The organism is Streptomyces glaucescens, from assembly GCF_000761215.1.
GTDB classification, from domain to species: domain Bacteria; phylum Actinomycetota; class Actinomycetes; order Streptomycetales; family Streptomycetaceae; genus Streptomyces; species Streptomyces glaucescens_B.
This window is the reverse complement of record NZ_CP009438.1, coordinates 6,649,111-6,675,672: the sequence shown is the minus strand read 5'-3', so window position 1 is coordinate 6,675,672 and position 26,562 is coordinate 6,649,111. Positions and strand designations below refer to the sequence as shown.

The following is a 26,562-nucleotide window of genomic DNA, read 5'->3' as shown; positions in this document are numbered from 1 at the left end:
GGTGAGTGACACCGGCAAGCCCCTCCCGCCCGATGAACTCGGCCACCGCCTCACCGAGGTCTTCGACCTGGTCGGCCCGCTGTACCGGCGGGTGCAGCGGGCGGTCGAACAGGGCGAGGCCGTCGAGGGCCTGTCCGTCGGCGTGCGGGCCGTACTGGACCTGCTGCGCAGGCACGGGCCCCTGACCGTCCCCCAGATGGGCCGCGCCCAGGCCATCAGCCGGCAGTTCGTGCAGCGCATGGTCAACGAGGCGACGGCCCGCGGCCTGGTCGAGAGCATCCCCAACCCCGCCCACCAGCGGTCCTCGCTGATCCGGCTCACGGACGAGGGCAGGTCGGCGATCACCGCTGTCCTCGCCCGGGAGCACACGGTGATGCGCGAGGTGGGCGGCGGGCTGACCGAGGCGGAGGTGACGGCCTGCCTGCGGGTGCTCGGCGAGATGCTGAAGGTGTTCGACCACGTGGACGTGAACTGACCGGCGCCGCGCCGCGACGGACCTACTCCGCCATCAGCAGCCCGTCCTCGGCCGCGCCCCGGCTGAGCACCACGTCGCGGATGCGGTCGCGCACCCCGCGCACGTCGGCGCCCTGGGCGAGGGCGCGGTTCAGGTCGACCACCCGGCCGGCGTCGATGTCGAAGAGCTGGGGGACGAACTCCGCCCGGGCCACCTCCCAGCGCCCGCCGGGCCTGGCGGGCGGGGCGAAGGTGAAACGGGCGACGGTGGACTGGTTGCCGCGCGGGTCGGGGACGCCCGCGTGGTCGTACATCTGGCCGGCGACCTGGGCGCCCATGCCGTAGACCACCCAGATGCCGTTGATCTTCTCGTAGGCCTGCGGGACGTGGGCGTGCGTGCCGAGGATCAGGTCGATGTCGGGGCGGCCCCGCGAGGCGGACGCGGTGAGCCGTTCGGCCAGCGCCAGCTGCTGCGGGTCCGGCTCGTCCTGCCATTCGGTGCCCCAGTGCAGGGAGAGCACCACCACGTCCGCGCCCGCCTCCCGGGCGGCCCGCGCCTCGGCGAGGATGCGGCCCTCGTCGATCAGGTTCACCGCCCAGGGCTGGCCATCGGGGAGCGGGCGGCCGCCGGTGCCGTAGGTGTAGGCGAGGTGGGCCACCCGCGCGGCGCCGGCCTGGAGCAGGGTCACGGTGCGCGCCTCCACCTCGGCGCGCGCCGATCCGGCATGCCGTACGCCCGCCCGGTCGAGGGCGTCCAGGGTGCGGCGGATGCCCTCCGCGCCGTCGTCCAGGGTGTGGCTGGAGGCGGTGGAGCAGCCGTCGTAGCCGGTGTCGGCGAGGCCCTGGGCGATCTCGGACGGCGACTTGAAGGGCGGGTGGCCGCTGTAGTCGCCGTTCGCGCCGTACACCGTCTCCATGTGGCACAGCGCCAGGTCCGCGCGGGCGACGACGGGGCGGACGGCGGAGAGCATCGGCCGGAAGTCGTACCCCTGGCCGCCCGCGTCGAAGCGCGCGCGGTCGATCACCGAGGTGTGCGGCAGCACGTCACCGGAGGCGACGAGGGTGAATCCGCGAGGGCCGGCGGCGGAGGGCGCGGGACGGCCCGTCCCCCCGGACTGCTGCTGGTGCTGCGCCTGGCAGGCGGCGCCGGCGGCGAGCAGGGCCGTCAGGGCCAGGGCGACCTGCCGTCTGCGTGCGATGCGTACGATCATCAGCTTCCCCAGTGCGGTCGTATCTACCAACGAATAGGTACGAAGCTGCAGGAGACGGCAAACAGTCCCGGGGGGCCCTTTAACCCGTCCGGTGTGCGCGGTCGGACGCGCGGCGGGGCACCCGGGACCGTTCGTCGAACCGTTCGTCGACGCGTTCGACCGTCCGTCGCAGAGCCGTGTGCGCGCCCTGTCCCGCGGCGGCGCCCTGCGATGCGATACGGCCATGACGGCCGGAACCACCCTCACCCACCAGACGACCGCCGAGCACGAGCTCGCCGCGCTCCAGCGGGAGCACGGCCGACCGCTCTTCGCGCTGCTGCTGCGGCTCTGCGACGGCGACCGGCAGCGCGCCGAGGACCTCGTCCAGGAGACCCTGCTGCGCGCCTGGCAGCACCCCGAGGCGCTGCGCGCCGACGACTTCGACTCCGTACGGCCCTGGCTGCTGACCGTCGCCCGGCGGCTCGCCATCGACGCCCGGCGGGCGCGCCAGGCACGGCCGCCGGAGGTCGGGGATGCGGTCCTGGAGAACGCCCGGGTGATCTCCGATCACGCCGAACGGGCCGCCGCGACGCTCGACGTGCGGGAGGCTGTGAAGACACTCACTCCGGAGCACCGTGAAGTCCTGGTGCTGGTGTACTTCCAGGGGGCGAGTGTGGCGGAAGCGGCGCACACGCTGGGGATTCCGCCCGGTACCGTGAAGTCCCGCGCGTACTACGCGCTGCGCGCCCTGCGCCGGGTGCTTCCGGGCTACGCACCCGACCTGCGGTGAAACCGACGGCCGAGTCAAACCTCCGTAAAGCGCCTTGCCGACGACCCCCGTTGAGTAATCGGCTGTCCTCATCCGTGTTCCGGACGGGGACAGGTCCCACGGGCCCGGGGTCGGGCGACGCGCACGCACCGGAGGAAGGCAGGAAGGGATGCTCCACAGAGGTCACCAGGGCACGGACGGCACCGGCGGCGGTGAACTCACCGTTCCCATGGCCTGGTTGTACGCCGAGTACATCGCCGACGAAGTGCTGCGGACCGGCGACCTCATGCCGCCGACGTCGTTCGAGTTCCGGGCGGGCCGGGACGCGCTGGCGCTCACCATCTTCCTGTCCGACACCGACGGCGGGCTGCCCGGCATCCGGGTCGTCTCCCAGCTGGACACCTGGCTGTCCCTGACGGCGTACGACCAGCCCTGGCAGGACTGGGTGCGCGAGCGGCTGGCGCAGGTCGCGGCGGAGGCCGCCGAGCGGGGCGGGCCCGCGCCGGACCTGGAGCTGGCTGAGGCGGCCTGGCGCTGGCTGGAGGAGACCGAGCTGCTCGCGCCCGACCTGAACGCGGTGCCGGGCGGCGGGCCGGTGACCGGCGAGGACGACGGGCCGAAGGTATGGACCCCGGCCTGGCAGCTCGGCCTCCCCCTGGGCCACCTCGCCATCCACCTCTTCTAGCCCACCCCGCACCCACTCCGGGCCCCGGACCGCCTTGGGCCGCCCTGGGCCCGCCCCGGACCCGTTGCGGGCCCCACGGGTTGCCTCGGGCCCGTTCATCCCTCGCGGGCCCCGCAGGCCCCGCCCCCGTGCACGGCCCGGCCCCGGTCCGCACGAGCCGGACAGGACGCGGCCCCGACCCCGGACCGCCCCGGCCCGCCCCAGGCTTGGCCCCGACCCGCCGTGGGCCCCCACGGGCTGCCCCGGGCCCATTCACCCCTCGCGGGCCCTGCGGGCCCCGCCCCGTGCGGCTCGGCCCCCGATCCGCACGAGCCGGACAGGACACGGCCCCGGCCCCCGGCCCGGACCGCCCCGGCCCGCCCCCGACCCGCCGTGGGCCCCCACGGGCTACCCCGAGCCCGTTCACCCCTAGCCGGCCGCGCGGACCCGCCCCGCTGCACGGCCCGGCCCCCGGTCCGCACGAGCCGGGCAGGAGGCGGGACCGGCTGCCGGCCCCCGCCCCGCGACCGGCCTCCCTCGCCGGGCCCCGCCCCCGGCGGCGCATCGAGCCGCGCCCCCCGCGACGCGCCTCCGGCTCCCGCGTCTCGTCAGCCCTCTCCTCCCGGGCAGCCACACGCGGCGCGCGCCGGCCCCGCGGCCCGGCCGAGGCGCTTCGCCGATTTCTCCGCTCCCACCAATCCGCGTGCCCGGCGGCTCCGAATGACTTGGCCGTGATTACGGCCACGGCTTGAGTGATCGGGGCGTGGCGTGCGTACGGATGGGAGCACGGAGTCACCCCCACCCCACCCCACGGCACGAGGATGCGGCATGTCCCTGGAGAGGCATCGCGACGTCGGCGCGTACGCGCTCGGCGTGCTGGACGAGGCGGAGGCCTTCCACTTCGAGGACCACCTCATGGAATGCCCCCGCTGCTCGTCACAGGTCACCGAATTCGGGCCGGTGACGCGGCAGTTGATGCTCTACCGGCAGGCGACGCCGCGCTCGGTGCACCCGGCGGCCGGGCCCGGTGCCCGCCTGCTCGACCGGCTGCTCGGCGAGGTGCTGGCCCGCCGGCGCGCCCGGCGCCGCCGGCTGCTGTACGCGGTCGCCGCGACGGCCGTCGCGGTGGTGGCCGGACCGTGGGTGACGCTCGCCGCCCTGGGCGGGGAGCCCGCGGGCACACGGATCGAGGCGACCGACCCGCGGTCCGGGGTGTGGGCGCGGGTGACGGCCGAGGACACCGCGTCGGGCAGCCGGGTGGAGCTGAAGGTGGCGGACGGGGCCGGCCCGCGCGTCTGCCGGCTCGTCGCCGTCGGGCACGACGGTTCGGAGGAGACCCTGGCCACCTGGGCAGTGCCCCGGCACGATGCCCGGGAGACGACCGTGGAGGGTTCGGCGGCCCTGCACCCCGGCCAGATCGACCGCTACGAGGTGCGGACGGCGGCCGGGGAGCGGCTCGTGGCCCTCGACCCGCCGTGACCGCCCCGTCCTCCTCCTGGCCGGAGGTCTCCCGGCGCGGCCGGGCGCGGGTCCGCCCGAGCGGCCGGGGACGTGCCCCGCGGAGGGCCGCGGCACCCCGGCGACCGGGACCCCTCACCCGTGCCGAGGTGGCGCCGATCCCGCCGCCCCGGCCGCCGGGCGGGGCGCGGGCGGCGGTGTGAGACTGCTGGGGGAAGCGATCCGACCGCGCCCCGCGGTCCCGACGAGGGGAGAGACGTGGCGACGGGAGAGACCGGTGACGGTCTGCTGGAGGAGTTCCTCGCCGACCCGGAGACTCCGGCGCTGGACCTGACCACCGCGGTGGCCCGCTGCTCCAGGGCGCTCGGGCTCCAACACTCGGTGGTCTACCTCGCCGATCTCCAGCAGCGCGAACTGGTGCCGCTGACCGACGTCGCCTCCGCGCTGTCCATCGACGAGTCCCTGGCCGGCTGGACGTACCGCACCCAGTCCCTTCGCGTGGAGGAGGCCGAGCACGGCGGGATGACGGCGTGGCTGCCGCTCGTGGACGGCGCCGAACGGCTGGGCGTGCTGGCGGTGCACCAGCCCTCCCTCAGCCCGGCCACGCTGCGCCGCAGCCGCAGTCTCGCGACCCTGCTGGCGATGATGGTCACCTCCCGACGCGCCTACAAGGACACCTTCGTCCGGCGGACCAGGACCGAGCCGATGCGGCTGCCCGCGGAGATGCTGCGCGCCTTCCTGCCGCCCCGCACGATCGGCACCGCGCACGTGGTGTCCACGGCCGTCCTGGAGCCCGCCTACGACCTCGGCGGCGACGCCTTCGACCACTCGCTCACCGAGTCCACCCTGCACGCCTCGGTCTTCGACGCCATGGGCCACAACCTGGCCTCCGGGCTGACCACCGCGGTGTCGATGTCCGCCTGCCGCAACGCGCGGCGCATCGGCGCCGATCTGCCGGAGCTGGTCAAGTGCGTCGACGACGCGCTGACGCAGTGGCTGCCCGACCAGTTCTGCACCGGTGTGCTCACGCAGGTCGACCTCGCCGAGGGCCGGCTGCGCTGGGCCAACTGCGGGCACCCGGCGCCGCTGCTGATCCGGGGCCGGCGGCTCCAGGTCGACGCGCTGGAGCGGGACGCGGATCCGCCGATGGGGCTGCCGTCCCTGCTCGCCGGGCGGCGGCGGACGATCCACGAGATCGGCCTCCAGCCCGGGGACCGGGTGCTGCTGTACACGGACGGCGTGACGGAGGCGCGCACCCGTGACGGCGACTTGTTCGGCCTGGAGCGGTTCGCCGACGAGGTCATCCGGGCCACGGCCGCCCGCGAGCTGGCGCCGGAGACGCTACGCCGGCTGATCCACTCCATCCTGGACGCCCAGCCGGGCCGGCTGCGGGACGACGCGACGATCGTGCTGATCGAGTGGTGGCCGCCGGCGCGGTGAGCCGGCTCCCCGCCCCGCTCCCGGGAGCCCGGCGCCGGGTCACTTCAGCAGCCGGGAGAGCCTGCGGTCGGCCAGCGGCTTGCCGCCGGTCTGGCACGTGGGGCAGTACTGCAGCGAGGAGTCGCTGAAGGAGACCTCGCGGATGGTGTCACCGCACACGGGGCAGGGTTCGCCGGTGCGGCCGTGGACCCGCAGCCCGCTCTTCTTCTCGCTCTTCAGCCGTCCGGCGGCCAGACCGCGGGAGCGTTCGACCGCGTCGGTGAGGGTGGTGCGCAGCGCCTCGTACAGCCGGGTGGTCTCCTGGGCGGTGAGGGCGCCGGCCAGTTTGAACGGGGACATCCTCGCCGCGTGCAGGATCTCGTCGCTGTAGGCGTTGCCGATGCCGGCGATCAGGCTCTGGTCGCGCAGCGCGCCCTTGAGCTGCCGCCGCTCCCCGGCCAGCAGGACGGCCAGGCGGGCCTCGTCGAAGTCGTCGGCGAGCGGGTCGGGGCCGAGCCGGGCCACACCGGGCACCTCCCCGGGATCGCGCACGACGTACACCGCGAGCCGCTTCTGGGTGCCCGCCTCGGTCAGGTCGAAGCCGCCGCCGGTCTCCAGGGCCACCCGCAGCGCGAGCGGGCCCTTCCCGGGGCGGGGCGGGCCGTCGGGCAGCCGGTCCTTCCACTGGAGCCAGCCCGCGCGGGCCAGGTGGGTGACGAGGTGCGGGCCGCCGTCCGTGGCGAGGGCGAGGAACTTGCCGTAGCGCCGCACGGCGGTGACCTCGCGGCCCTGGAGGGCGGTGAGCGGTGGGTCGTACGTCTTCAGCACGCTGATCGCGACCGGCAGCACCCGGACGATCTCGTGTCCCGTCAGGTGCTCGGTCAGGAAGTCCTTGAGCGCTTCGACCTCGGGCAGTTCCGGCATACGTCCAGACTGCCACCCGGCACCGGCGGCCTCACCCCGGGAACCGGTGGGGGCCCCGTTCAGTGCCGTTCGGCGCGCTCCGGCACGGTGAACTCGCACCAGACGCACTTGCCGCCGCCGCGCGCCTCCACGCCCCACATCTCGGTCAGCAGGTCGACGAGGAGCAGTCCGCGGCCGGAGACCCCGGACTCCCCGGCCTCCCGGCGGCGCGGGAGGGCGCTGGAGGAGTCCTCGACCTCGACCCGCAGCCGGCGTTCGGCGCCGGTGAGGACCCTGAGGGTGACGACGGCGGAGCCCTCGGTGTGCATCAGGGCGTTGGTGATCAGCTCGTCGGCGACCAGTTCGATCTCGTCGGCCCGGTCCCCGGCGCCCCAGGCGCGGACGGCGGCGCGGATCATGTGCCGGGCGCCGGTCAGGGCCTCGGGGTCGCCGGGGGCGACATGCTGCTGGAGGCGGCCCCCGGCCCTGGGGGCGTCCAGGCCGCGGCGGCGCAGCAGGAGCAGGGCCACGTCGTCGTCGCCGCCACGCTCCTCGGCGACCTGGATCAGCCGGTCGGCGAGTTTCCAGACGTCCGGCGGGCCGGTGGCGACCAGTGCGGTGAGGGCCTGCATCCCGTCGTCGAGGTCGGCGCCCGGCGTCTCGACGAGGCCGTCGGTGAGCAGCAGCAGGGTGTGGCCGGGGTCGAGTTCGAGGGTGCCGACGGGGTAGTCGAGGCTGCCGAACTCGGCGGACAGGCCGAGCGGCAGCCCGCCCTCGACGGAGACCCGGCGGCAGCCGCCGTCGGCGGCGCGCAGCAGGGGGTCGATGTGCCCGGCGCGCACCACCTGCACCACTCCGGTGGTGAGGTCGGCCTCCGCGTACAGGCAGGTCGCGAAGCGGTCGGTGTCCAGTTCGTGCAGGAAGACGGAGGCCCGTGCCATCACGGTGGCCGGGGTGTGGCCCTCGGCGGCGTAGGCGCGCAGCACGATGCGCAGCTGGCCCATGACCGCGGCCGCGTGCGTGTCGTGGCCCTGGACGTCGCCGATGACGGCGCCGACCCGGCCGCCGGGGAGCGGGATCAGGTCGTACCAGTCGCCGCCGATGTCCCGGCCGAGGGTGCCGGTGGCGCTTCCTGAGCGGTAGCGCACGGCGACGTCGGCGCCGGGCACGCTGGGGATGGTGCGCGGCAGCATGGCCTGCTGGAGGCCGGCGGCGAGGTCCCTCTCCTGCTCGTAGAACATGGCCCGTTGCAGGCTCTGGGCGATGCTCGTGCCGAGCGCCACGAGGACGTCCCGTTCCTCGGGGCTGAAGCCGCGCCGGTCGCCGTAGAGCAGGCCCATGGCGCCGATGGGGCGGGCCTGGACGATCAGCGGCAGATAGGCGGCCGAGGTGATGCCGAGGTCGGTGATGTGCGGCCACAGGATGGGGTAGCCGGCCGCGAACTCCTCCGGGGACTCGATGAAGCGGGGGGCGAGCGTGCGGACGACCTCGCTCATCGGGTACGGCTCGTCGATCCGGGTGACCTCGGTTCCGGGCACCCGGCCTTCCACGGGGCCCTCGGCGATCAGCCGGATCCGTCCGGCCTCGACCAGCCCCATGACCAGGCTGGTCGCGCCGAGACGGGTGACGCCGTCGGAGTAGCTGAGCACGTCGATGACGTCCTGGACGGTGCGGGCGTGGGCGAGGGCGGCCGTGGTGGCCTGTACGACGCTGCCCTGGTCGTACCGGCCGCGGTCCGGGCCGCCCTGCGGTTCCCCCCGGGTCTGGAGTTCGCGCAGTTCCTCGGTGGCGTCCCGGACGATGCCGACGATCCGGCGCGGGCGGCCGGTCGCGTCGCGCCGGATGTAGCCCTGCGTGTGGGTCCAGCGCAGGCGGCCGTCGCGGCAGCGGAGCCGGAAGTAGGCGCCGTAGTTCTCGCTGCCGTCCTTGATGGCCTGGGCGACCAGGGCGTCCAGGCGGAGTGCCTCGTCCGGCGGGACCCGGACGGACAGGGACTCGGGGTGGCCGTCGAACTCGTTCGGGCGCAGGTCGAAGACCTCGTGGGCCTGGGCGTCCATGTGGAACAGACCGTGGTCCAGGTCCCAGTCGAAGCTGCCCATGCGGTTGAGCGCCAGGATCGGGTCCGGGTGGGCGGGCCAGTCGTCCGGGAGTGACAGGGCGCTCGCTCCCCGATCAACCATGCGCCCCACCTTGCCAGGATTCGACCGATTCTTCGACTTGTCGGCCCACCTGGTCCGCCGCGGGACTCCGGGCCCCGGACCGCGGCCGGGCCCGCGGCTCGGACCGGGTCCGGGTCGACGGCCCCGTTCCGGGCAACTCGTCACCCTTGTCTGCTTCACTCACCCGGGTCGCACAGGCGGAGCAGCGGTGACGCGGGGCGGTCGCCGCCGCGCGCCACCATGGAAGGAGAGGAGTGTGCGAGGACCGTGGACTGGTTCACCGCATCCGACTACTGGCTGAGCCGGCTGGTGTTCCAGCGGGCGCTGGCCGCCGTCTACCTGGTCGCGTTCCTCACCGCGGCCCTCCAGTTCCGGGCGCTGCTCGGCACCCGCGGGATGCTGCCGATCCCCCGGTTCGTCGCCCGGGTGCCCTTCCGGCAGGCGCCGAGCCTGTTCCAACTGCACTACTCCGACCGGTTCTTCGCCGGCTGCGCCTGGACGGGCGCCGCGGTGTCGGCGGCGCTGCTCGCCGGGCTCGACGGCCTGCTGCCGCTGTGGGCGGCGATGCTGCTGTGGCTGGTGCCGTGGCTGCTGTACCTGTCGATCGTCAACGTGGGCCAGACCTGGTACGGCTTCGGCTGGGAGTCCCTGCTGCTGGAGACGGGGTTCCTCGCGGTCTTCCTCGGCAACGACGAGGTGGCCCCGCCGGTCGTGGTGCTGTTCCTGCTGCGCTGGATCCTGTTCCGGGTGGAGTTCGGCGCGGGGCTGATCAAGCTGCGCGGGGACGCCTGCTGGCGCAAGCTGACCTGTCTCGACCACCATCACGAGACGCAGCCGATGCCGGGCCCGCTGAGCTGGTTCTTCCACCGTCTGCCGAAGCCGGTGCACCGGGTGGAGGTGGCCGCGAACCACGTCACCCAGCTCGCGGTGCCGTTCCTGCTGTTCACGCCGCAGCCGGTCGCCACGGCCGCCGCGTCCCTGATGATCGTCACCCAGCTGTGGCTGGTGCTGTCGGGCAACTTCTCCTGGCTGAACTGGATCACCATCGTGCTGGCGCTGTCCGCGGTGCGCTTCCCCGCCGACCCGCCGCCGCTGCCCGGGGCCCCGCTCTGGTACGTGGTCCTGGTGTCGGCGGTGGCCGCGCTGCTGCTGTTCCTGAGCTACCGCCCGGTGGCGAACATGATCTCCCCGCACCAGGTCATGAACCGGTCCTTCGACCCGCTCCACCTGGTGAACACCTACGGTGCGTTCGGCAGCGTCAGCCGGGTGCGCTACGAGGTGGTGATCGAGGGCACCGCGGACGCCGTGCCGCGGGAGGACTCCGACTGGCGGGAGTACGAGTTCAAGGGCAAGCCCGGCGACCCGCGGCGCTGGCCGCGCCAGTTCGCGCCGTACCACTTGCGGCTGGACTGGATGATGTGGTTCGCCGCGCTGTCGCCCGCCTACGCGGGGCCCTGGTTCGGCGCGCTGGTGGAGCGGCTGCTGGAGGACGACCGCGACACCCTCGGGCTGCTGCGCCGCTCCCCCTTCCCGCCCGGGGAGCCGCCCCGCCACATCCGCGCCCGGCTCTTCCGCTACCGGTACACCACCTGGCGGGAGCTGCGGGAGACCGGCGCCTGCTGGCACCGGACCTACGTGCGGGAGTACCTGCCGCCGACCCGGCTGGCCGGGACCGCCCACAGGCCGTGACCGGGGCGGGCCGGGCGGCTCGGAGGCCGTGGACGCGGGTGGCGGCCGACGGGAAGACCTCGTCGCGTGCGGACTCGCACAGCGCGGCGGCCGGTGCGGCGGCCGTGGTGACGACCTTGGTCGCGCGTGGCGAGGTCCCGGGCGTGGTGGTGGGCGTCGGCGATCAGGGGTGGCCGTCACCGGGCACGGGAGCGTCGGCGGGCAGCAGGCCGGTGTCCCGCAGTTCCTGCCAGAAGGCCGCCGGCACGGGGCCGCGGAGCTGCTCGGCGCAGTCGTCGACCTCGGCGGCGGAGCGGGCGCCGACGAGGACGGCGGTGACGGCCGGGTGCGCGGCGCAGAAGGCCAGGGCGGCGGCGCGCAGGGTGGTGCCGTGCCGCCCGGCGAGCGCCTTCAGCCGCAGGGCCCGCGCCAGCAGGTCCGCGGGCGCCCGCCGGTAGTCGTAGGTCGCCGCGGGCCCGGGGTCGGCGAGGAGTCCCGAGTTGAAGGGGCCGCCGAGGACGACGGCGGTGCCGCGTTCCCGCGCGGCGGGCAGCAGATCGGTGAGGGCGCTCTGGTCGAGGAGGGTGTAGCGGCCGGCGCACAGCACCACGTCCACGTCGGTGTCCCGGACGAAGCGGGTGAGCATCGCGGTCTGGTTCATGCCCGCGCCGATCGCCCCGACGACGCCTTCCGCGCGCAGTCGCTCCAGCGCCGGGTAGCCCTCGCGGAAGGCCTGCTCGGCGTGGTCGTCGGGGTCGTGCAGGTAGACGGTGTCGACGCGGTCGAGGCCGAGCCGTTCCAGGCTGGCGTCGAGGGTGCGGCGGATGCCGTCCGCGGTGAAGTCCCAGACGCGGCGGTGGGTGGCCGGCACCGCGAAGCCGTGCGCGAGGTCGTCGCCGGTGCCGTCGGCGGGTTCCAGGCGCCGGCCGACCTTGGTGGAGACGGTGTAGGCGGTGCGGGGGTGCTCGCGCAGCGCCGCGCCGAGGCGGCGTTCGGACAGGCCGAGGCCGTAGTGGGGTGCGGTGTCGAAGGCGCGGATGCCGTTGCGCCAGGCGGCGGCCACGGTGGCGTACGCCTGCTCGTCGGTGACCTCGGCGTACAGGTTGCCGAGGGCGGCCGCGCCGAGGGCGAGGCGGCTCACGAGGTTCGTCGCGTCGGAGCCGTCCCGTTCGCGCGAGGCGGGGAAGCGGCTGTCGTAGGTGTCGGCGGCGGTGACGCGGGCGGGGTTGTGGGACGCCATGCCGCTTGTTTATCAAACAACTTGGCGGAAGAGACACCTCTTCCCCGGTCCGGCCGCGCACGTCGGCGGGGTGAAGCAGTGGCTGAGGGAGCGGTCGGAGCCCTGACCCGTCTCAGGGGCGCACGGCTCGCACGCGGGTGCGGCGGGGAGGCCGGCTGGAGGAACTCCTCCGGTCCCGTGGCGGCCGGTTGCCCTGCCCGGCACCGGGCTCCGCTCGCGGGACAGCGCCGCGGCCGGGGGCGCGGCGACCGGGTCGCCGACGGGGCGCGGCGAGGTCCACGGCTCCCCGTGGCGGCCGGATCGAACCGCTCCTCTCGACACGGCCCCGCCGGGTTGGGCAGAGTGCTGCCTGCGTACTCGCCAGTAGGACCACCCCATCGCCGAGGAGCACCCTGTGACCAACTGGGTCGGACGGACCGCCGCCGAGATCGCCGCCGCCGTGCGGGAGAAGCAGGTCACGCCGCGGGAGGTGGTGGCGGAGCACCTGGCGCGCATCGAGCGGCTGGACGGGCGCATCGGAGCGTTCCGTGTGGTGCGGGCCGAGGCCGCGCTGCGGGAGGCCGACGAGGTGGGCGCGCGCGGGGATCTGGCCGATCTGCCGCTCGCCGGTGTGCCCGTGGCCGTCAAGGACAACGTGCCGGTCGGCGGCGAGACCTGCCGCAACGGCTCGGCGGCGACACCGGACACGCCGGTCGAACGGGACCATGTCACCGTGGCCCGGCTGCGGGCCGCGGGCGCGGTCGTCGTGGGCCTGACGCACGTGCCCGAGCTGTGCATCTTCGCGACGACGGACGGGGTGCACGGCACCTCCCGCAACCCGTGGGACACCTCCCGTTCCGCGGGCGGCTCGTCGGGCGGCAGCGCCGCCGCCGTGGCCGCCGGGATGGTGCCGATCGCGCTCGGCACCGACGGCATGGGGTCGCTGCGGATTCCGGCGGCCAACTGCGGACTGGTCGCGATCAAGCCGGGCCACGGGGTGGTCCCGGCCGGTCTCGGCGGCAACGACTGGTTCGGCATGACAGAGAACGGCCCGTTCGCCACCACCGTCGCGGACGCGCGGCTGATGCTTTCCGTCCTCGCCGACCGCGAGGACGGGATGGAGCCCGAGGCGGCCGCCACCCGCCGGATCGCCGTGTCGCTGCGCAGCCCGCTGCCGGGGGTGACCCCCGGCAAGCCGTACGCGTCGGCCGTGCGGGAGGCGGCCGGGCTGCTGATCAAGGCGGGGCACCAGGTGCGGCGCGCCGACCCGCCCTATCCGAAGACGCTGGGCGTCACGGCGCTGGCGCACTGGACGGCGGGCGCCTCCGTCGACGCCCAGGCGCTCGATCCTCGGCTGCTGACCCGGCGGACCCGCGTCCACGCGGCCATCGGGCGCCGCGTCGCCGGGCGGGTGGGCACCGGCGCGGACCGCGAGGCGCTGCGCCGGCGGCTGAAGCCGTTCTTCGACGAGTACGACGTGCTGCTCACCCCGGCGCTCGCCCGCCGCTCCCCGCGGGTGGCGCCGTGGCACGAGCGGGGCTGGCTGCGCAACATCGCCGCCAACTCGACGTACGCGCCGATGACCCCGCCGTGGAACCTCACCGGCTGGCCCGCGATGGTGGTCCCGCTCGGCACGCTCCCCTCCGGCGCCCCGTGCGCCGTGCAGCTGGTGGGGCGGCCGGGATCCGAGGCGTTGCTGCTGGAGGTGGCGGGCCAGTTGGAGCGGCAGCGCCCGTGGGAGCGGGTCGCGCCGCTCGGGTAGGGGCGTTTCGCAGCCCGGCGGGGCGGCGCGGCCCCGCCCGGCGCGCGGCGGGGCGGGGCGGCGCGCCGGTCACAGCGCCTTGTACATGATGTGCAGCCCCACCGGTCCGTGCCGGGGGTGGTCGAAGGCCTCCGGCACCGTGCCGAGGACGGTGAAGCCGAGGGACGTCCAGAGCCGCACGGCGGGGTTCGTCTCGACGACGGCGTTGAACACCATGCCCCGGTAGCCGTGTGCCGTCGCCTCGGCGAGGACGTGCTCGGCGAGGGCGCGGCCGATGCCGCGGCCGCCCTGGTCGGGGTCGACCATGAAGCCGGCGTTGGCGATGCGGGCGGCGGGCCCGCCGTAGTTGGGGGTCAGGTAGGCGGAGCCGACGACGGCGCCGGAGGCGTCCTCGGCGACGTAGACGCGTTTGGCCGGGCTCATCCAGAGGGCGCGGGCCGCTTCCTCGCCGGTGTCGGGGTCCCAGGTGTACGTGTCGGCGCCGGCGACGATGCGGTGCCAGAACGGCCAGATGCGCGGCCAGTCGTCGGCGGTGGCTTCTCTGATCAGCATGGGCGTGAGTTTCGCACGCCCAGCTGACCGGTGATCGCGGCAGCCCGCCCGGCGTTCAGTCGACGCTGGGCAGGATGTGCGGCTCGGCGAGGTCGTCCTCGTAGCCCGCGAGGCGGATCGGGGCCGAACGGGCCCACACGTCGAGGCTGCCGATCTCTCCTGGGCGCCGGCCCGCGCGCTCGGCGCGATCCTTGGGGCGCTGCTCGCGATTCTTCTTCTCCGGTGTCACCGCGCACTCCTTATGTGTCGGGTCACCCTCGGGCTCGCCGGTGGGTCCGCGGTCCGCGACCGACGTGCACTCGGGTCTGGGTGTGATCCGTCCGGACGCGGTGGCGTCGACAAGTCGCGGGAGGCAGGCCGTTGTGCGCCGGCTGGTCCCGGGACGGACGTTGGGTGTGGGTAGGGACCCGTGCTGGTGTCCGTCGGCTTCAGATTAACCAAATGAGCGGTCGTCCGCTCGATGGCTTCGCAACAACGGGAAATTGGCCGCCACTGTGCCAAGTCATCCCGCATGCGCGGGACAACCCCTTGCACCCTTTTGCCCCGTGATGCCCCGTTGGAAAACTCACCCGCCCGGCCTAGCACGCCCCCCTGATGTGCGGACGGAGTGCGCCAAGAAGAGGGCGGGCGCCCCGGTGTGCGCCCACCCGTTCGGCGGAGCAGGGCTTGCGAGCGGCGGGCCGGTGGTGCACCGGCCCGCGCCGCTGACACCACGTCACCCGACGGCGCGGGCCCAGAGCGGCCGCCCACGACGGCACGGGACGGCGCGGACGCCGTGCCGCGCGTCCCGGCGCGGCCTCCCGGCGGTGGCCCTGCGGTCGCCGACGGCACGGGACGCCACGGTCACCCGGCCCCGCGGCCCGGCGCGGCCTCCGGGCGGCGCGGGCCCGGCGCCACCTCCCCGACGGGGGCGGCGTCCCCGGCGGTACGGGTCTGCGGTCGCCGACGGCACGGGACGGCACGGTCACCCGGCCCCACGGCCCTGCGCGGCCCGCCGACGGCACGGGCGGGCCCCGCGCAGCCTCCCCGGCGGCACAGGACGGCGCGCTCAACCCGTCGGCGCGGGCCCTGCACCAGTACCCCCGGCGGCACAGTCACAGCCGTGCGGCCCGGCGCGACGGCGAGCCCTCCACGGTATCCCCGACACGGCGGGCCTGCGCAGCCTCCCCGGCGGCAGAGGACGGCACGGTCACCCCGCCGCGCCGCTCGGCGCAGCCTCCCCGGCAGCGTGAGCCCCGCACGGTCTCCCCGACCGGGCGGGCCCTGCGCTCTCCCCGGCGGCGGCAAGGGACGGCACGGTCACCCGGCTCCGCGGCGAGCTGCGCGGTCACCACTTGCCGGGCGCGTAGTCCTTCAGGAAGACGCCGTACAGGTCCTCGCCGGCCTCGCCGCGCACGATCGGGTCGTAGACCCGCGCCGCGCCGTCGACCAGGTCGAGCGGGGCGTGGAAGCCCTCCTCGGCGAGGCGCAGCTTGTCGAAGTGCGGCCGCTCGTCGGTGATCCAGCCGGTGTCGACCGAGGTCATCAGGATGCGGTCGGTGTCGAACATCTCCTGGGCGCTGGTCCGCGTCACCATGTTCATCGCGGCCTTCGCGGCGTTGGTGTTCGGGTGTCCGGCGCCCTTGTAGCCCCGGTTGAAGACGCCTTCCATCGCCGAGACGTTGACGACGTAGGAGCGTCCGCTGGACGCCTTGCGGGCCGCCTCGGCCATCACCGGGCGCAACTTGCTGATCAGGATGAACGGCGCGGTGTAGTTGCAGAGCTGGGTCTCCAGCAGCTCCACGGGGGAGATCTGCTCGATGGTCTGCACCCAGGTGTTGGTGTCCACGACGTCCGGTACCAGGCCGCCGGCGTCGATGGCCGTGCCGTCGAGGTGGCGGGCGACGCTGGCGTTGCCCGCGACCAGGGCGAGGTCGGCGACCTGCTGCGCGTCCAGGCCGCTGGTGCCGACGGGCAGCGCGGCGAGGCCGTCGACCGCGCCGGAGTTGAAGGCGCCGATGACGTGGTGGGCGGGCAGTTCCCCGGCGGGCAGCGGGGCGCTCTCGCCCTCGACGAGGGCGGCGTAGGCGGAGGGCAGCCGGCGCACGGTCTGGGTGGCGTTGTTGATCAGGATGTCGAGCGGGCCGGCCTCGGCCACCTGGTCGGCGAGGGCCACGGCCTGGGCCGGGTCGCGCAGGTCGATGCCGACGACCTCCAGGCGGTGGATCCAGTCCGCCGAGTCGTCCATGGCCTTGAAGCGGCGGATGGCGTCCTTCGGGAACCGGGTGGTGACCGTCGTGTGGGCGCCGTCGCGCAGCAGCCGCAGCGCGATGTACATGCCGATCTTGGCCCGGCCGCCGGTGAGCAGCGCGCGCTTGCCGGTGAGGTCGGCGCGGGCGTCGCGCCTGGCCCGGTTCTCGGCGGCGCAGTCCTGGCAGAGCTGGTGGTAGAAGTAGTCGACCTCGACGTACCGCGTCTTGCAGACGTAGCAGGAGCGCGGGCGCTGGAGTATCCCGGCGATGCGGCCCGCCTCGATCTTGGAGGAGGGCAGGATGCCCTCGGTCTCGTCGTCGATGCGCTCGGCGGAGCCGGTCGCGGTGGCCTCGGTGACCTGCCGGTCGTGGGCGGTCTTGGCGGCCCGGCGCTCCTGGCGGCGGCGCTGCTTCACCGTGCGGTAGATGTGCGACGTGGCCCGGCGGACCTTGATCGCGTCGGGGTGGTCGACCTCCAGCTCGTCCAGCTCTTCGAGCACGCTGAGGCAGATCGCCAGGCGCTCGGGGTCGATGCCGGGCCCGTGGACCACCTCGTCCGTGGTCTGGGTGCCGTCTTGTGTGACCGTCATCGCCGCTGCGTTCCCTGCTTCTGCCCTGGCGGCGCTCCGACTCGCGCCCGCATTCGAACGTCGGATTTTACGGAGCGCCGGGCCCTGCCGCCAAACCCGCCTTGATCAGGGCGTACAGGCGTGATCGGCGTCCGTGTCCCGTCGGCGGGGGCGGGTGAGCGCCCGCAGGTCACGGTGCGGGGTGGTGGACCGGCTGGTCGTTCGTCCGGGATGTGTCCCGTCGGCGACCGGGCGGGCGGGCCGGCCGTACGCCCGCGGTCACGGCCTGGTGCCCGTGCCGCTACGCTCCGTCAGCGGCGGGCGCGTCAGGAGACCCGCTGTCCCTTGCCGAGCGCGATCACCCCGCCCTTGGACACCGTGTACAGCTCGGCGTCCCGCTCGGGGTTCACGCCGATCGTGGCGCCCGGCGGCACCTCGACGTTCTTGTCGAGGATGGCGCCGCGCACCACCGCGCCCCGGCCGATGTGCACGTTGTCGTGCAGCACCGAGCCCTGCACCACCGCGCCGGGGTCGACCACCACCCCCGGCGAGAGCACGGACCGGGTCACCTGCCCCCGGATGAGGCAGCCCGAGCTGATGATCGACTCGCCCGCGATGCCGCCGCCGTTGAAGCGGGCCGGGGAGAGCTGGTTGGAGTGGGTGTAGACGGGCCAGTGGCGGTTGTACAGGTTGAAGGCGGGGCGCTCGGCGATCAGGTCCATGTGGGCCTCGTAGTACGCGTCGAGGGTGCCCACGTCCCGCCAGTAGCCCTGGTCGCGGGAGGTCTCGCCGGGTACGTGGTTGTCGCCGAAGTCGTACAGCTGGGCCTCGCCGCGCGCGGTGAGCTGCGGCAGGATCGAGCCGCCCATGTCGTGCACCGAGCTCTCGTCCTCGGCGTCCCGCTGGAGCGCCTCGATGAGGACCTTGGTGGTGAAGAGGTAGTTGCCCATCGACGCGAAGACGCAGTCGGGGGCGTCCGGCAGCCCCGGCGGATCGGCCGGCTTCTCCAGGAACCGCTGCACCGTCCGCCCGTCCGACCCGGGGGTGATCACCCCGAAGGACGACGACTCGGCGCGCGGCACCCGGATGCCCGCGACGGTCACGCCCGCGCCGGACTCGACGTGCTGGGCGAGCATCTGCCGCGGGTCCATGCGGTAGACGTGGTCCGCGCCGAACACCGCGACGTACTCCGGCTGTTCGTCGTACACCAGGTTCAGCGACTGGAGGATGGCGTCCGCGCTGCCCAGGTACCAGCGCGGGCCGAGGCGCTGCTGGGCGGGGACCGGGGTGACGTAGTTGCCGAGCAGGCTGGACATCCGCCAGGTGGTGGTGATGTGCCGGTCCAGCGAGTGCGACTTGTACTGCGTCAGCACACAGATCCGCAGGATGTCCGCGTTGACGAGGTTGGACAGGACGAAGTCGACGAGCCGGTAGGTGCCGCCGAAGGTGACCGCGGGTTTGGCGCGGTCCGCGGTCAGCGGCATCAGACGCTTGCCCTCGCCCCCGGCGAGGACGATCCCGAGCACCGAAGGTCCCCCACGACGCATGGCCGCTCCCCTCACGCTGATTGCAGAGAACCTGCCCGGACACGGGCGGGACAATCCTGCCGCGGGTCGCTGCGGCGCACTACGTCCCGTCGGCGACGACCCGCTCGTAGAGCCGGGCGGTGCGCCGGGCCACCGTGTCCCAGCCGAACTCGCCGACCGCCCGCTCCCGTCCCGCCTCGCCCATCCGCCGGGCGCCCTCCGGGTCGCCGAGCACCGCGTCCAGGGCCCGGGCGAGTCCCGTCTCGAACGCGTCGTCCACCGGCACCAGCAGGCCCGTCGTGCCCTCCGCGACGACCTCCGGGATGCCGCCGACCCGGGAGGCGACGACGGGCGTGCCGCAGGCCATCGCCTCCAGGTTGACGATGCCCAGCGGCTCGTACACCGACGGGCACGCGAACACGGCGGCGTGGGTGAGGAGCTGGATCACCTCGGGGCGCGGCAGCATCCGCGGGATCCAGTGCACGCCCTCGCGCACCGCGCACAGTTCGCGGTACAGCTCGCGGAACTCCCGGTCGATCTCCGGGGTGTCGGGTGCGCCCGCACACAGCACGACCTGGGCGGCCGGGTCGATGTCCCGGACGGCGCGCAGCAGGTGGGGGACGCCCTTCTGGCGGGTGATGCGGCCGACGAAGAGGACGTAGGGCCGGCCGGGGTCGATGCCGAGGCGGTGCAGTACGTCGGTGGCCGGATCGGGCCGGTACAGCTCGGTGTCGATGCCGTTGTGGACCACGTGGACCCGCGCCGGGTCCAGTGCCGGGTAGCAGGCGAGGATGTCCTCGCGCATGGCGCCGGAGACGGCGATCACCGCGTCGGCCGCCTCCACCGCGGTGCGCTCGGCCCAGCTCGACAGGGCGTATCCGCCGCCCAGTTGCTCGGCCTTCCAGGGGCGCAGCGGCTCCAGGGAGTGGGCGGTGAGCACGTGCGGGACGCCGTACAGCAACTTGGCGAAGTGGCCGGCCAGGTTGGCGTACCAGGTGTGGGAGTGGACGAGTTCGCGTCCTTCGAGCGCGGCGGCGATCCCCAGGTCCACGGAGAAGGTGCGCAGCGCGTCGTTGGCGCCGTCGAGGGCGGGCCAGGGGCGGTGGCGCACCACGCCGGTGCCGCGCTCCGCCCGGGACGCCTCGCCCCAGCAGTGCACCTTCAGGTCGACGAGCGGGCGCAACTCCCGGGCCAGGAACTCCACATGGACGCCCGCGCCGCCGTAGACGTCCGGCGGGTACTCCCGGGTCAGCAGTCCCACGCGCACCCGTGAACCCCCTGTCTCGACGGCCGATGCCTCTCATGGTCACCCAGATGTGGTGCGCGGGGAAGACCGCGGTGGCCGGGTGAAGCAGCAGTCGCCGCACACCCCGGAGCCGGGTACCCGGTAGTAGAGGCAGCAGCTGCGGCGCCGGAAGGCGGTGCCGGTGAGGGTGCCGGTGCCGGCGAGCAGCGGGTCGGCGAACAGGCCGGCGGTGAGGGCGCGGGTGCGGTCGGCGGCCTCGGGGCGGCCGTGCGCCCGTGCCCACTGCTCCAGGGTGCGCGCGGCACCGGCCAGCGCCGAGGCGGCGTTGCCGCGCAGCAGGCCGGGCGCGAGCCGGTGTCGGGCGCGCACGGCGGCGGCCAGCGGCACCAGGTGCGCGCGCAGCACCGCGTCGGCGAGCGCCGCCGGGTCGCCCGCCCGCCGTTCCGGGCGCACCTGGGGCAGCCACAGGTCGTCCGGGGCGCTCGCGCCGGCGTCCCAGTGGAGCCGCCCCGGGTCGAGGACGGGGAGGCGGCCGTAGAGCACGGCGCAGCCCAGGGCGACGGACCAGAGGCGGGCGGCGAGCCCCAGGTGGGCCACGGAGGCGGCGGTCCGCGGCTCGGGGGCGCGCAGCGCGGCGGCGACCTTGCGGACGCGCAGGTCCAGCAGGTCGCCGGGAACGTTTCCGGGCCGCCGTGCGTACACCTGAGCGAGGGTGGGCAGCGGCCGGGGCGGGTCCTCGGCGGCGCGCAGCGGGAAGAAGCCGCCGGGCGCGCGCAGCGCGGCGAGTCCGGGGTCGAGGTCCACGTCGAGGTCCACGAGGAGCAGTAGTAGCAAGACCCCTGGGGTCCGCTCCCCAGGGGGTCCCCCACCGGGCGCCCGTCTTGGGGATGACCGCGCGCCGTCCGTACTCCATCGGCAGTAGTACGCATTGTGTGCTCAAGTACGACGACGGGGAACACACCGGCAGGGCATCGTGTTGGCATGGAAGCCGACCGCTTGCCGCGCCGGGCCCCGGGCCCCCGCCTCACGCAGAGGAGCAGCTCATGAGCGCCCTCGCGTTGTCCGTTCTGCTGTCGCTGGTGTCCGCCGTCGCCTACGCGGGCGGGGCGATCGTGCAGGAGCGGGTCGCGGAGACCTCGCCGGGCGAGCAGTACGCGCCGCTGCGCCGGCCGGGCTGGTGGGCGGCGGTGGCGCTGAACGGCCTCGGCGGACTGCTGCACGTGGTGGCGCTGGCGTACGGCCCGCTGAGCCTGGTGCAGCCGCTCGGTGCCCTCACCATCGTCTTCGCGCTGCCCATGGCGGCGCTGTTCGTGGGCCGCCGGGCCGGGGCGACCGCCTGGCGCGGCGCCGTCATGGCGACGGTCGGCCTGGCCGGGCTGCTGTCCCTGGTCGGTGCGTCCGACACCCAGTCGCTGGGCGGGCCGCAGCAGGTCGCGGTGTTCCTGGCGACCGCCGGGGCGGTGACGGCCCTGATGATCGCGGGCCGGGCCGCGCACCGGCACCCGGCGATGCGCGCGCTGCTGCTCGCCACCGCGTCCGGCATCGCGTTCGGCATCTCCTCGGTCTTCACCAAGACGGTCGCGGTCGGCTGGGCCGGCGGGGTGTCCGTGGCCGATCTGCCGTCCCTGGCCGCGATCGGCGCGCTCGCCACGGCCGGTCTGCTGCTGTCCCAGGCCTCCTACCGGGGTGCCGGGCTCGCGGCCCCGCTGGCCACGCTCACCGTGGTGAATCCGGTGGTGGCGGCGGCGGTCGGCATCACGATGTTCGGCGAGACCTTCCGCTACGGCACGACGGGCACCGCGCTCGCGCTGAGCTGCGGTGTGGTCGCGGCGGGCGGCCTGATCCTGCTGACCACCGAGCGCATCGCCCGGGACCAGAGCAGTGCCGAGCCGCTGTCCGCGGCCGGGGTGCCCGCACCCGCGGCGTCGCCGGAGACGCTCCCGGCGGCCCCGCCGGCCTCGCCCGCCCCGCAGATCTCGTCCGCGCCGCCGGCCGTGCCCGCGCCGAAGCCGCCCACCGCCCCGGCCGGCGGCGAGCCCGCCGCGCCGCGGGGAGGGCCCGAGGCCGCGCCGCGCCCGGTGGCGGAGGACGGGCTCGAGGACCGGGCACCGGCCGGCAGCCCGTTCGCGTACGCGCCGTACGGCAACTCGCTCTACGGCGTCTCCTACGTGCCGCTGCCGGTCCTCGACCGGCACCGCATGCGGATCAGATCCTGACCCCGCCCGCCCGCAGATAGGCCACCGGGTCGACGTCCGAGCCGAACCCGGGTCCGGTCCGCACCTCGAAGTGCAGGTGCGGGCCCGAGCTGTTCCCGGTGGAGCCCGCGCGGCCGATGCGCTGGCCGCCGCCCACCGACTGCCCCGTCTTCACGGAGATCGCCGACAGGTGGGCGTACTGGGTGTAGCGGCCGTCGCCGTGCCGGATGACCACCTCGTAGCCGAAGGAGCCGCCCCAGCCCGCGCTGACCACCCGGCCCGGCGCGACGGACTTGACCGAGGTGCCGGTGGGCACGGGGAAGTCGACACCCGTGTGATAGCCCTTCGACCAGCTCGAACCCGACGCCCGGTACGGGGTGCCGAGGGCGGCGCTCACCGGGGCGACGAGGGAGCCGTCCCTTCCCTGCGTGGCCCCGGGGCGGGAGCCGGTCGTGCCCGCGGACCCCGCGGTCTCCTCCTCGCGCTCTTCCCTCGGCTCGGCCGCGGGGGCGGTCGTCGTGCCGCCGGGCGCCTTGCCGCGCAGGGTGAGCCGCTGGCCGGGGACGATCAGGTCGGGGTCCGCGCCGATGGTGGTGCGGTTCGCCGCGTACAGGCCCCGCCAGCCGCCCTTGACGCGCCGCTCCTCGGCGATCGCGGACAGCGTGTCGCCGCGCACCACGGTGTACATCTCGGCCCGGCCGGCCCGCGACTGGGGCGTGGTCTGGGGCCGCACGTCGGCGACCGAGGCGCGCACGGTCCGCGGCGAGGCGCCGCCGTCGGGCCGGACGCCCGGGCCCTCGCCGCCGCGCGTCAGCCCGGCCTCCTGCGAGCACGCCGGCCAGGCACCCGGGCCCTGCCCGTCGAGCACCTTCTCGGCGACGGCGATCTGCTGGTCCTTGGTGGCCAGGTCCGCGCGCGGCGCGTACGCCGTGCCTCCGTAGGCCTCCCAGGTGGACTGGCTGAACTGCAGTCCGCCGTAGTACCCGTTGCCGGTGTTGATGTTCCAGTCGTTGGTCGACTCGCACGCGGCGACCTTGTCCCAGGTCGCCACGTCGGCCGCCGGTGCGGCTCCGGCACCGACGAACGGGAGGGCCATCCCGGCCCCGCCCGCCGTGACGGTGAGTGAGGCGCGGTTGATCCTGTTCGGCTGGTACCGGCGGTGCCGGCCGCGTACGGCCATGAAGTGCCCCCCTAGACGCGCGTCAGGAGGGCCAAAAGTATGCGTCCGTAACAGGCCATGACAAGACAGCAATCGGCCGCGTCCTGCTCGTCCAGTAGCCCCGTTCGTACCGGGATGTGACCCCGGGTCAGGTGCCCCGCGCGCCGGGCCCGCCCCCGTCCCGCTGAGCGCTCCGGCCCTCCCGCCCGTATCTGCCGAAGTGCCCCGCTCGGCGCGTCCCCGGTGTGCGGCCGGCGGACCGGCGCGTCAGGATGGCCCGAGGCGGTATGTGAGGCACCACCGGCAGCACCCGATATCCGGACGACTAGGAGCCCAGCGTATGAGCACGTCAGCCCAGATCGGCGTCACGGGACTCGCGGTCATGGGCCGCAACCTGGCCCGCAACTTCGCGCGCAACGGCTACACGGTCGCGGTGCACAACCGGACGGCGGCGCGGACCCGCGCGCTGGTCGAGGAGTTCGGCGGCGAGGGCGAGTTCGTCGCGGCCGAGACCGCCGAGGAGTTCGTGGCGGCGCTGGAGCGTCCCCGCCGGCTGGTCGTCATGGTGAAGGCGGGAGAGCCGACCGACGCCGTGATCGGTGAGTTCGCCCCGCTGCTGGAGCCGGGCGACATGATCATCGACGGGGGCAACGCGCACTTCGCCGACACCCGGCGCCGGGAGGCCGAACTGCGCGAGCGCGGCATCCACTTCGTCGGCACCGGCATCTCCGGCGGTGAGGAGGGCGCCCTCAACGGGCCGAGCATCATGCCGGGCGGCTCGAAGGAGTCGTACGCCTCGCTCGGCCCGATGCTGGAGAAGATCTCCGCGAAGGCGGCGGACGGGACGCCCTGTGTGACCCACGTCGGCCCCGACGGTGCCGGGCACTTCGTGAAGATGGTGCACAACGGCATCGAGTACGCCGACATGCAGCTGATCGGCGAGGCGTACCAGCTGCTGCGCGACGTCGCCGGGTACGAGCCGGCGCGGATCGCGGAGATCTTCCGCACGTGGAACACCGGCCGCCTGGACTCCTACCTGATCGAGATCACCGCCGAGGTGCTGTCCCACGTGGACGCCGCCACGGGCCGGCCGTTCGTGGACGTGGTGACGGACCGGGCCGAGCAGAAGGGCACCGGTCGCTGGACCGTGCAGATCGCCCTCGACCTGGGGGTGCCGGTCTCCGGCATCGCGGAGGCGGTGTTCGCGCGGTCGCTGTCCGGGCACGCGGCGCTGCGCGCGGCCTCGCGCGGGCTGGCGGGACCCACACCGTCCCCGCTGGACGAGGCGGAGGCCGCCGCCTTCGCGGACCGGGTGGAACAGGCGCTGTACGCCTCCAAGATCGTGTCGTACACCCAGGGCTTCCACGAGGTCGCCGCGGGCAGCGAGGAGTACGGCTGGAGCATCGACCTGGGCCGGGTCGCCGCCATCTGGCGCGGCGGCTGCATCATCCGCGCGGCGTTCCTGGACCGGATCCGCGCCGCGTACGACGCCCGCCCCGACCTGCCGAGCCTGCTGTCCGACGAGACGTTCGCGCGGGAGATCGCGGCGGCGCAGGACGACTGGCGGGAGGTGCTCGTCGCGGCGACCCGGCAGGGAGTGCCGGCACCCGGCTTCGCGGCGGCGCTGGCGTACTACGACGCGCTGCGGGCCGAGCGGCTGCCCGCGGCGCTGACGCAGGGGCAGCGGGACTTCTTCGGGGCGCACACGTACCGGCGGACCGATCGGGAGGGGTCGTTCCACACGCTGTGGGGCGGGGATCGGTCGGAGGTCCCGGCGTAGGGTCCGGGCGTCCTCCGCCGCACGGCGGGTACGGGCCCGCGGCCGGTTCCCGCCGGGTTCCCCGCGCCGCTCCCGCGCCCCGGCGGGAGTCGCGGGGGGCGGTGTGGGTGCGGTGGGCGGTGTACTCGCGGTGGGCGGTCGCGGTGGGCGGTGTCCGTCACGCGCCCACCGCGACCTCCCGCTTCCTCCTGCCCGGGCGTGCTTCGGTCCGGCTCAGCTCAGGGGCGGGCCGGGTTCCGGGTTCGGGACCGGTTCCGGTCCCGGGGGAATCGGGGACGGCTCGGGCGCCGGCGGGACCGGGGACGGGCCGGGCCCGGGGACGGGCTCGGGCCCCGGCGGAGGCCCCGGCGCGGGAGGCTGCGGCGCCGGGTCGGGGCCGGGCACCGGGCCGGGAGGCGGCTCGGGCGCCGGCGGCGGCTCCGGGGCCGGGACGGGGCCGGGGGGCGGCTCGGGGGCCGACGGATCGGGTCCGGGGGTCGGCGGCGGCTGTACGGGATCGGGGTACGGGTCGGTCACGGTTGTCCTCCAGCCAGTCTGCGAACGGTGGCTCTGGACTACTCCCCCGCATACCCGGCGTCCGGTCCGGCACTCACCCGGGGGCGTCAATACGGCGGTCCAGGTGGGCTCACCCGGCGAGCGCCGCCTCCGCGGCCGCGGCGAGGCCCGGACGCGGGCTGGACAGGACGGGCACGGCGGTCGTCGTCAGCCGCTGCGCCGGAGCCATGGAGGCCTGGGCGAGCACGATCACGTCGGCACCAGCGGGGGTCAGCGCGTCGGCCGCCGCCGCCACCCGGCGGACGTACCCCTCGCTGTCGCCCGCCTCGAAGCGGGACCAGGCCCCGTCGACGAGCACGGTACGCACCGCGACGGCGCGTCCGGCGCGGCGGGCCTCCTCCTCGATCAGCCCGGCCGTCGGCCCCAGCGTGCTCTCCAGCGCGGCGAGCACCACGACGCGCGGGCCCGCGGCCACCGCGGCGGCCGCCATCGGGCGGTCGACGCGCAGCACCGGCACCCCGGCGGCGACTGCCGCCCCCTCCGCGACACCGCCGAGGGTCGAGCAGGTGCACAGCACCGCGCGGGCCCCCGCACCGGCGGCCCGCGCCAGCACCGCCCGCACCTCACCGGCCACGGCCCCGGGCCCGTCCCGCCGGGCCCGCTCCAGCAGGTCCTCCCGGACCAGGTGGCGCAGCCGCAGTCCCGGCCGGTCCGCGTCGCGGAGCGCGTCGAAGACCGGGACGTGGACGGGCGAGGTGTGCAGCAGGGCGAGCACGGGTCGGGCGGGGTTCAGAACCGCCCCGGATGGGCGGCCAGCCACTGCTTCGCCGCGCGCAGCAGCTCCGGGTCGGCCGCGGGCGCCTCCTCGGGGTGGCGTTCGGCCCACTTGACGACGTACGGGCACAGCGGGGCGACCGGGATGCCCTCGCGCTCGGCGAGGCCGTACAGCTCGCGCGCCAGCGAGCCCGCGATGCCCTTCCCCTCGTGGGCCGGCTCGACGATGGTGTGGACGGGGACCAGGGCGCGGGCCGGCGAGTCGAGCACGAAGTACTCGATGTGCCCGACGACCTCACCCTCGCCGAAGGCCTCCAGACGGCCCGCCGCCCGGTCGTCGCGGATCTCGGTCTCGCTCATGGCACGCTCCT

Annotated in this window: 22 protein-coding genes; 9 read left to right on the top strand and 13 right to left on the bottom strand. The window is 75.0% G+C overall.

Annotated elements, in window-relative coordinates; all coding sequences use genetic code 11:
- The first annotated feature begins 1 nt into the window (after position 1).
- Positions 2–475: a MarR family winged helix-turn-helix transcriptional regulator gene (locus SGLAU_RS28835; protein WP_043505461.1), complete on the top strand. Its 474-nt coding sequence runs from the start codon at positions 2–4 to the stop codon at positions 473–475.
- Between the two features lie 22 nt (positions 476–497).
- On the opposite strand, the gene SGLAU_RS28830 is transcribed toward SGLAU_RS28835, so the two are convergent.
- Positions 498–1,664, bottom strand: a complete 1,167-nt coding sequence (locus SGLAU_RS28830) for a CapA family protein (RefSeq protein WP_043505460.1) — start codon at positions 1,662–1,664, stop codon at positions 498–500.
- A 223-nt stretch (positions 1,665–1,887) separates the two neighbouring features.
- On the opposite strand from SGLAU_RS28830, the gene SGLAU_RS28825 reads away from it, so the two are divergent.
- The 4 genes from SGLAU_RS28825 (at position 1,888) to SGLAU_RS28810 (ending at position 5,974) form a co-directional block, all read left to right on the top strand.
- Entirely contained in the window at positions 1,888–2,433 is a 546-nt protein-coding gene (locus tag SGLAU_RS28825; protein WP_043507197.1) for a sigma-70 family RNA polymerase sigma factor, read from the top strand.
- A gap of 148 nt (positions 2,434–2,581) precedes the next feature.
- Positions 2,582–3,097 carry a hypothetical protein gene (locus SGLAU_RS28820; protein WP_043505459.1) on the top strand — a complete coding sequence of 172 codons (516 nt, stop codon included), beginning with the start codon at positions 2,582–2,584 and terminating at the stop codon, positions 3,095–3,097.
- Positions 3,098–3,904: 807 nt separating this feature from the next.
- Complete coding sequence (locus SGLAU_RS28815; RefSeq protein ID WP_043505458.1) at positions 3,905–4,555, top strand: zf-HC2 domain-containing protein; 651 nt, start codon at positions 3,905–3,907, stop codon at positions 4,553–4,555.
- Positions 4,556–4,792: 237 nt separating this feature from the next.
- Positions 4,793–5,974, top strand: a complete 1,182-nt coding sequence (locus tag SGLAU_RS28810) for a PP2C family protein-serine/threonine phosphatase (RefSeq protein ID WP_078957947.1) — start codon at positions 4,793–4,795, stop codon at positions 5,972–5,974.
- Between the two features lie 39 nt (positions 5,975–6,013).
- Here SGLAU_RS28810 and SGLAU_RS28805 read toward each other — a convergent pair whose 3' ends face one another.
- On the bottom strand, positions 6,014–6,877 hold the full coding sequence (locus SGLAU_RS28805; RefSeq protein WP_043505455.1) for an Fpg/Nei family DNA glycosylase: 864 nt from the start codon (positions 6,875–6,877) through the stop codon (positions 6,014–6,016).
- Positions 6,878–6,936: 59 nt separating this feature from the next.
- Complete coding sequence (locus SGLAU_RS28800) at positions 6,937–9,036, bottom strand: SpoIIE family protein phosphatase (protein ID WP_043505454.1); 2,100 nt, start codon at positions 9,034–9,036, stop codon at positions 6,937–6,939.
- Between the two features lie 246 nt (positions 9,037–9,282).
- Between SGLAU_RS28800 and SGLAU_RS28795 the strand changes: the two genes are divergently transcribed.
- Positions 9,283–10,704, top strand: a complete 1,422-nt coding sequence (locus SGLAU_RS28795; protein ID WP_043505453.1) for a lipase maturation factor family protein — start codon at positions 9,283–9,285, stop codon at positions 10,702–10,704.
- 163 nt (positions 10,705–10,867) lie between these two features.
- Here SGLAU_RS28795 and SGLAU_RS28790 read toward each other — a convergent pair whose 3' ends face one another.
- On the bottom strand, positions 10,868–11,923 hold the full coding sequence (locus SGLAU_RS28790) for an aldo/keto reductase (protein WP_078957946.1): 1,056 nt from the start codon (positions 11,921–11,923) through the stop codon (positions 10,868–10,870).
- Positions 11,924–12,317: 394 nt separating this feature from the next.
- Between SGLAU_RS28790 and SGLAU_RS28785 the strand changes: the two genes are divergently transcribed.
- On the top strand, positions 12,318–13,664 hold the full coding sequence (locus tag SGLAU_RS28785) for an amidase (protein ID WP_043505452.1): 1,347 nt from the start codon (positions 12,318–12,320) through the stop codon (positions 13,662–13,664).
- Between the two features lie 69 nt (positions 13,665–13,733).
- On the opposite strand, the gene SGLAU_RS28780 is transcribed toward SGLAU_RS28785, so the two are convergent.
- The 6 genes from SGLAU_RS28780 to SGLAU_RS28760 form a co-directional block, all read right to left on the bottom strand.
- The gene (locus tag SGLAU_RS28780; protein ID WP_043505450.1) at positions 13,734–14,216 is read right to left on the bottom strand and encodes a GNAT family N-acetyltransferase; all 483 of its coding nucleotides are present in this window, start codon (positions 14,214–14,216) and stop codon (positions 13,734–13,736) included.
- 55 nt (positions 14,217–14,271) lie between these two features.
- Entirely contained in the window at positions 14,272–14,445 is a 174-nt protein-coding gene (locus tag SGLAU_RS35765) for a hypothetical protein (protein ID WP_107408981.1), read from the bottom strand.
- A 1,098-nt stretch (positions 14,446–15,543) separates the two neighbouring features.
- On the bottom strand, positions 15,544–17,037 hold the full coding sequence (locus SGLAU_RS28775; protein WP_043505448.1) for an SDR family NAD(P)-dependent oxidoreductase: 1,494 nt from the start codon (positions 17,035–17,037) through the stop codon (positions 15,544–15,546).
- Between the two features lie 305 nt (positions 17,038–17,342).
- Positions 17,343–18,563, bottom strand: coding sequence for a glucose-1-phosphate adenylyltransferase (glgC, locus tag SGLAU_RS28770; protein ID WP_043505447.1), 1,221 nt, complete (start codon positions 18,561–18,563; stop codon positions 17,343–17,345).
- A gap of 79 nt (positions 18,564–18,642) precedes the next feature.
- A complete protein-coding gene (gene glgA / locus SGLAU_RS28765) occupies positions 18,643–19,809 on the bottom strand; it encodes a glycogen synthase (protein ID WP_208868958.1) in 1,167 nt (388 codons plus the stop codon).
- A 39-nt stretch (positions 19,810–19,848) separates the two neighbouring features.
- A complete protein-coding gene (locus SGLAU_RS28760) occupies positions 19,849–20,592 on the bottom strand; it encodes a (2Fe-2S)-binding protein (RefSeq protein WP_043507193.1) in 744 nt (247 codons plus the stop codon).
- 239 nt (positions 20,593–20,831) lie between these two features.
- Here SGLAU_RS28760 and SGLAU_RS28755 point away from each other — a divergent pair, with 239 nt between their 5' ends.
- Positions 20,832–22,004: a DMT family transporter gene (locus SGLAU_RS28755; RefSeq protein WP_043505446.1), complete on the top strand. Its 1,173-nt coding sequence runs from the start codon at positions 20,832–20,834 to the stop codon at positions 22,002–22,004.
- On the opposite strand, the gene SGLAU_RS28750 is transcribed toward SGLAU_RS28755, so the two are convergent.
- A complete protein-coding gene (locus SGLAU_RS28750) occupies positions 21,994–23,163 on the bottom strand; it encodes a transglycosylase family protein (RefSeq protein WP_043505444.1) in 1,170 nt (389 codons plus the stop codon). The two genes, SGLAU_RS28755 and SGLAU_RS28750, sit on opposite strands and share 11 nt — an antisense overlap.
- A gap of 319 nt (positions 23,164–23,482) precedes the next feature.
- Between SGLAU_RS28750 and gndA the strand changes: the two genes are divergently transcribed.
- A complete protein-coding gene (gene gndA / locus SGLAU_RS28745; RefSeq protein WP_043505443.1) occupies positions 23,483–24,922 on the top strand; it encodes an NADP-dependent phosphogluconate dehydrogenase in 1,440 nt (479 codons plus the stop codon).
- Between the two features lie 625 nt (positions 24,923–25,547).
- Here the strand turns inward: gndA and SGLAU_RS28740 are convergent.
- Both SGLAU_RS28740 and SGLAU_RS28735 read right to left on the bottom strand, forming a co-directional pair.
- Positions 25,548–26,192 carry an aspartate/glutamate racemase family protein gene (locus tag SGLAU_RS28740; protein ID WP_043505442.1) on the bottom strand — a complete coding sequence of 215 codons (645 nt, stop codon included), beginning with the start codon at positions 26,190–26,192 and terminating at the stop codon, positions 25,548–25,550.
- Positions 26,193–26,206: 14 nt separating this feature from the next.
- Positions 26,207–26,551 carry a GNAT family N-acetyltransferase gene (locus SGLAU_RS28735; RefSeq protein ID WP_043505441.1) on the bottom strand — a complete coding sequence of 115 codons (345 nt, stop codon included), beginning with the start codon at positions 26,549–26,551 and terminating at the stop codon, positions 26,207–26,209.
- Between the last annotated feature and the right edge of the window lie 11 nt (positions 26,552–26,562).

What these genes read in the sequence shown, in the direction of transcription:
- SGLAU_RS28830 (WP_043505460.1), bottom strand. Translation starts at nt 1,664, where the DNA reads ATGATCGTACGCATCGCACGCAGACGGCAGGTCGCCCTGGCCCTGACG.
- SGLAU_RS28825 (WP_043507197.1), top strand. Translation starts at nt 1,888, where the DNA reads ATGACGGCCGGAACCACCCTCACCCACCAGACGACCGCCGAGCACGAG.
- SGLAU_RS28820 (WP_043505459.1), top strand. Translation starts at nt 2,582, where the DNA reads ATGCTCCACAGAGGTCACCAGGGCACGGACGGCACCGGCGGCGGTGAA.
- SGLAU_RS28815 (WP_043505458.1), top strand. Translation starts at nt 3,905, where the DNA reads ATGTCCCTGGAGAGGCATCGCGACGTCGGCGCGTACGCGCTCGGCGTG.
- SGLAU_RS28805 (WP_043505455.1), bottom strand. Translation starts at nt 6,877, where the DNA reads ATGCCGGAACTGCCCGAGGTCGAAGCGCTCAAGGACTTCCTGACCGAG.
- SGLAU_RS28800 (WP_043505454.1), bottom strand. Translation starts at nt 9,036, where the DNA reads ATGGTTGATCGGGGAGCGAGCGCCCTGTCACTCCCGGACGACTGGCCC.
- SGLAU_RS28790 (WP_078957946.1), bottom strand. Translation starts at nt 11,923, where the DNA reads ATGGCGTCCCACAACCCCGCCCGCGTCACCGCCGCCGACACCTACGAC.
- SGLAU_RS28780 (WP_043505450.1), bottom strand. Translation starts at nt 14,216, where the DNA reads ATGCTGATCAGAGAAGCCACCGCCGACGACTGGCCGCGCATCTGGCCG.
- SGLAU_RS28775 (WP_043505448.1), bottom strand. Translation starts at nt 17,037, where the DNA reads ATGACGGTCACACAAGACGGCACCCAGACCACGGACGAGGTGGTCCAC.
- glgC (WP_043505447.1), bottom strand. Translation starts at nt 18,563, where the DNA reads ATGCGTCGTGGGGGACCTTCGGTGCTCGGGATCGTCCTCGCCGGGGGC.
- SGLAU_RS28755 (WP_043505446.1), top strand. Translation starts at nt 20,832, where the DNA reads ATGAGCGCCCTCGCGTTGTCCGTTCTGCTGTCGCTGGTGTCCGCCGTC.
- SGLAU_RS28750 (WP_043505444.1), bottom strand. Translation starts at nt 23,163, where the DNA reads ATGGCCGTACGCGGCCGGCACCGCCGGTACCAGCCGAACAGGATCAAC.
- gndA (WP_043505443.1), top strand. Translation starts at nt 23,483, where the DNA reads ATGAGCACGTCAGCCCAGATCGGCGTCACGGGACTCGCGGTCATGGGC.
- SGLAU_RS28735 (WP_043505441.1), bottom strand. Translation starts at nt 26,551, where the DNA reads ATGAGCGAGACCGAGATCCGCGACGACCGGGCGGCGGGCCGTCTGGAG.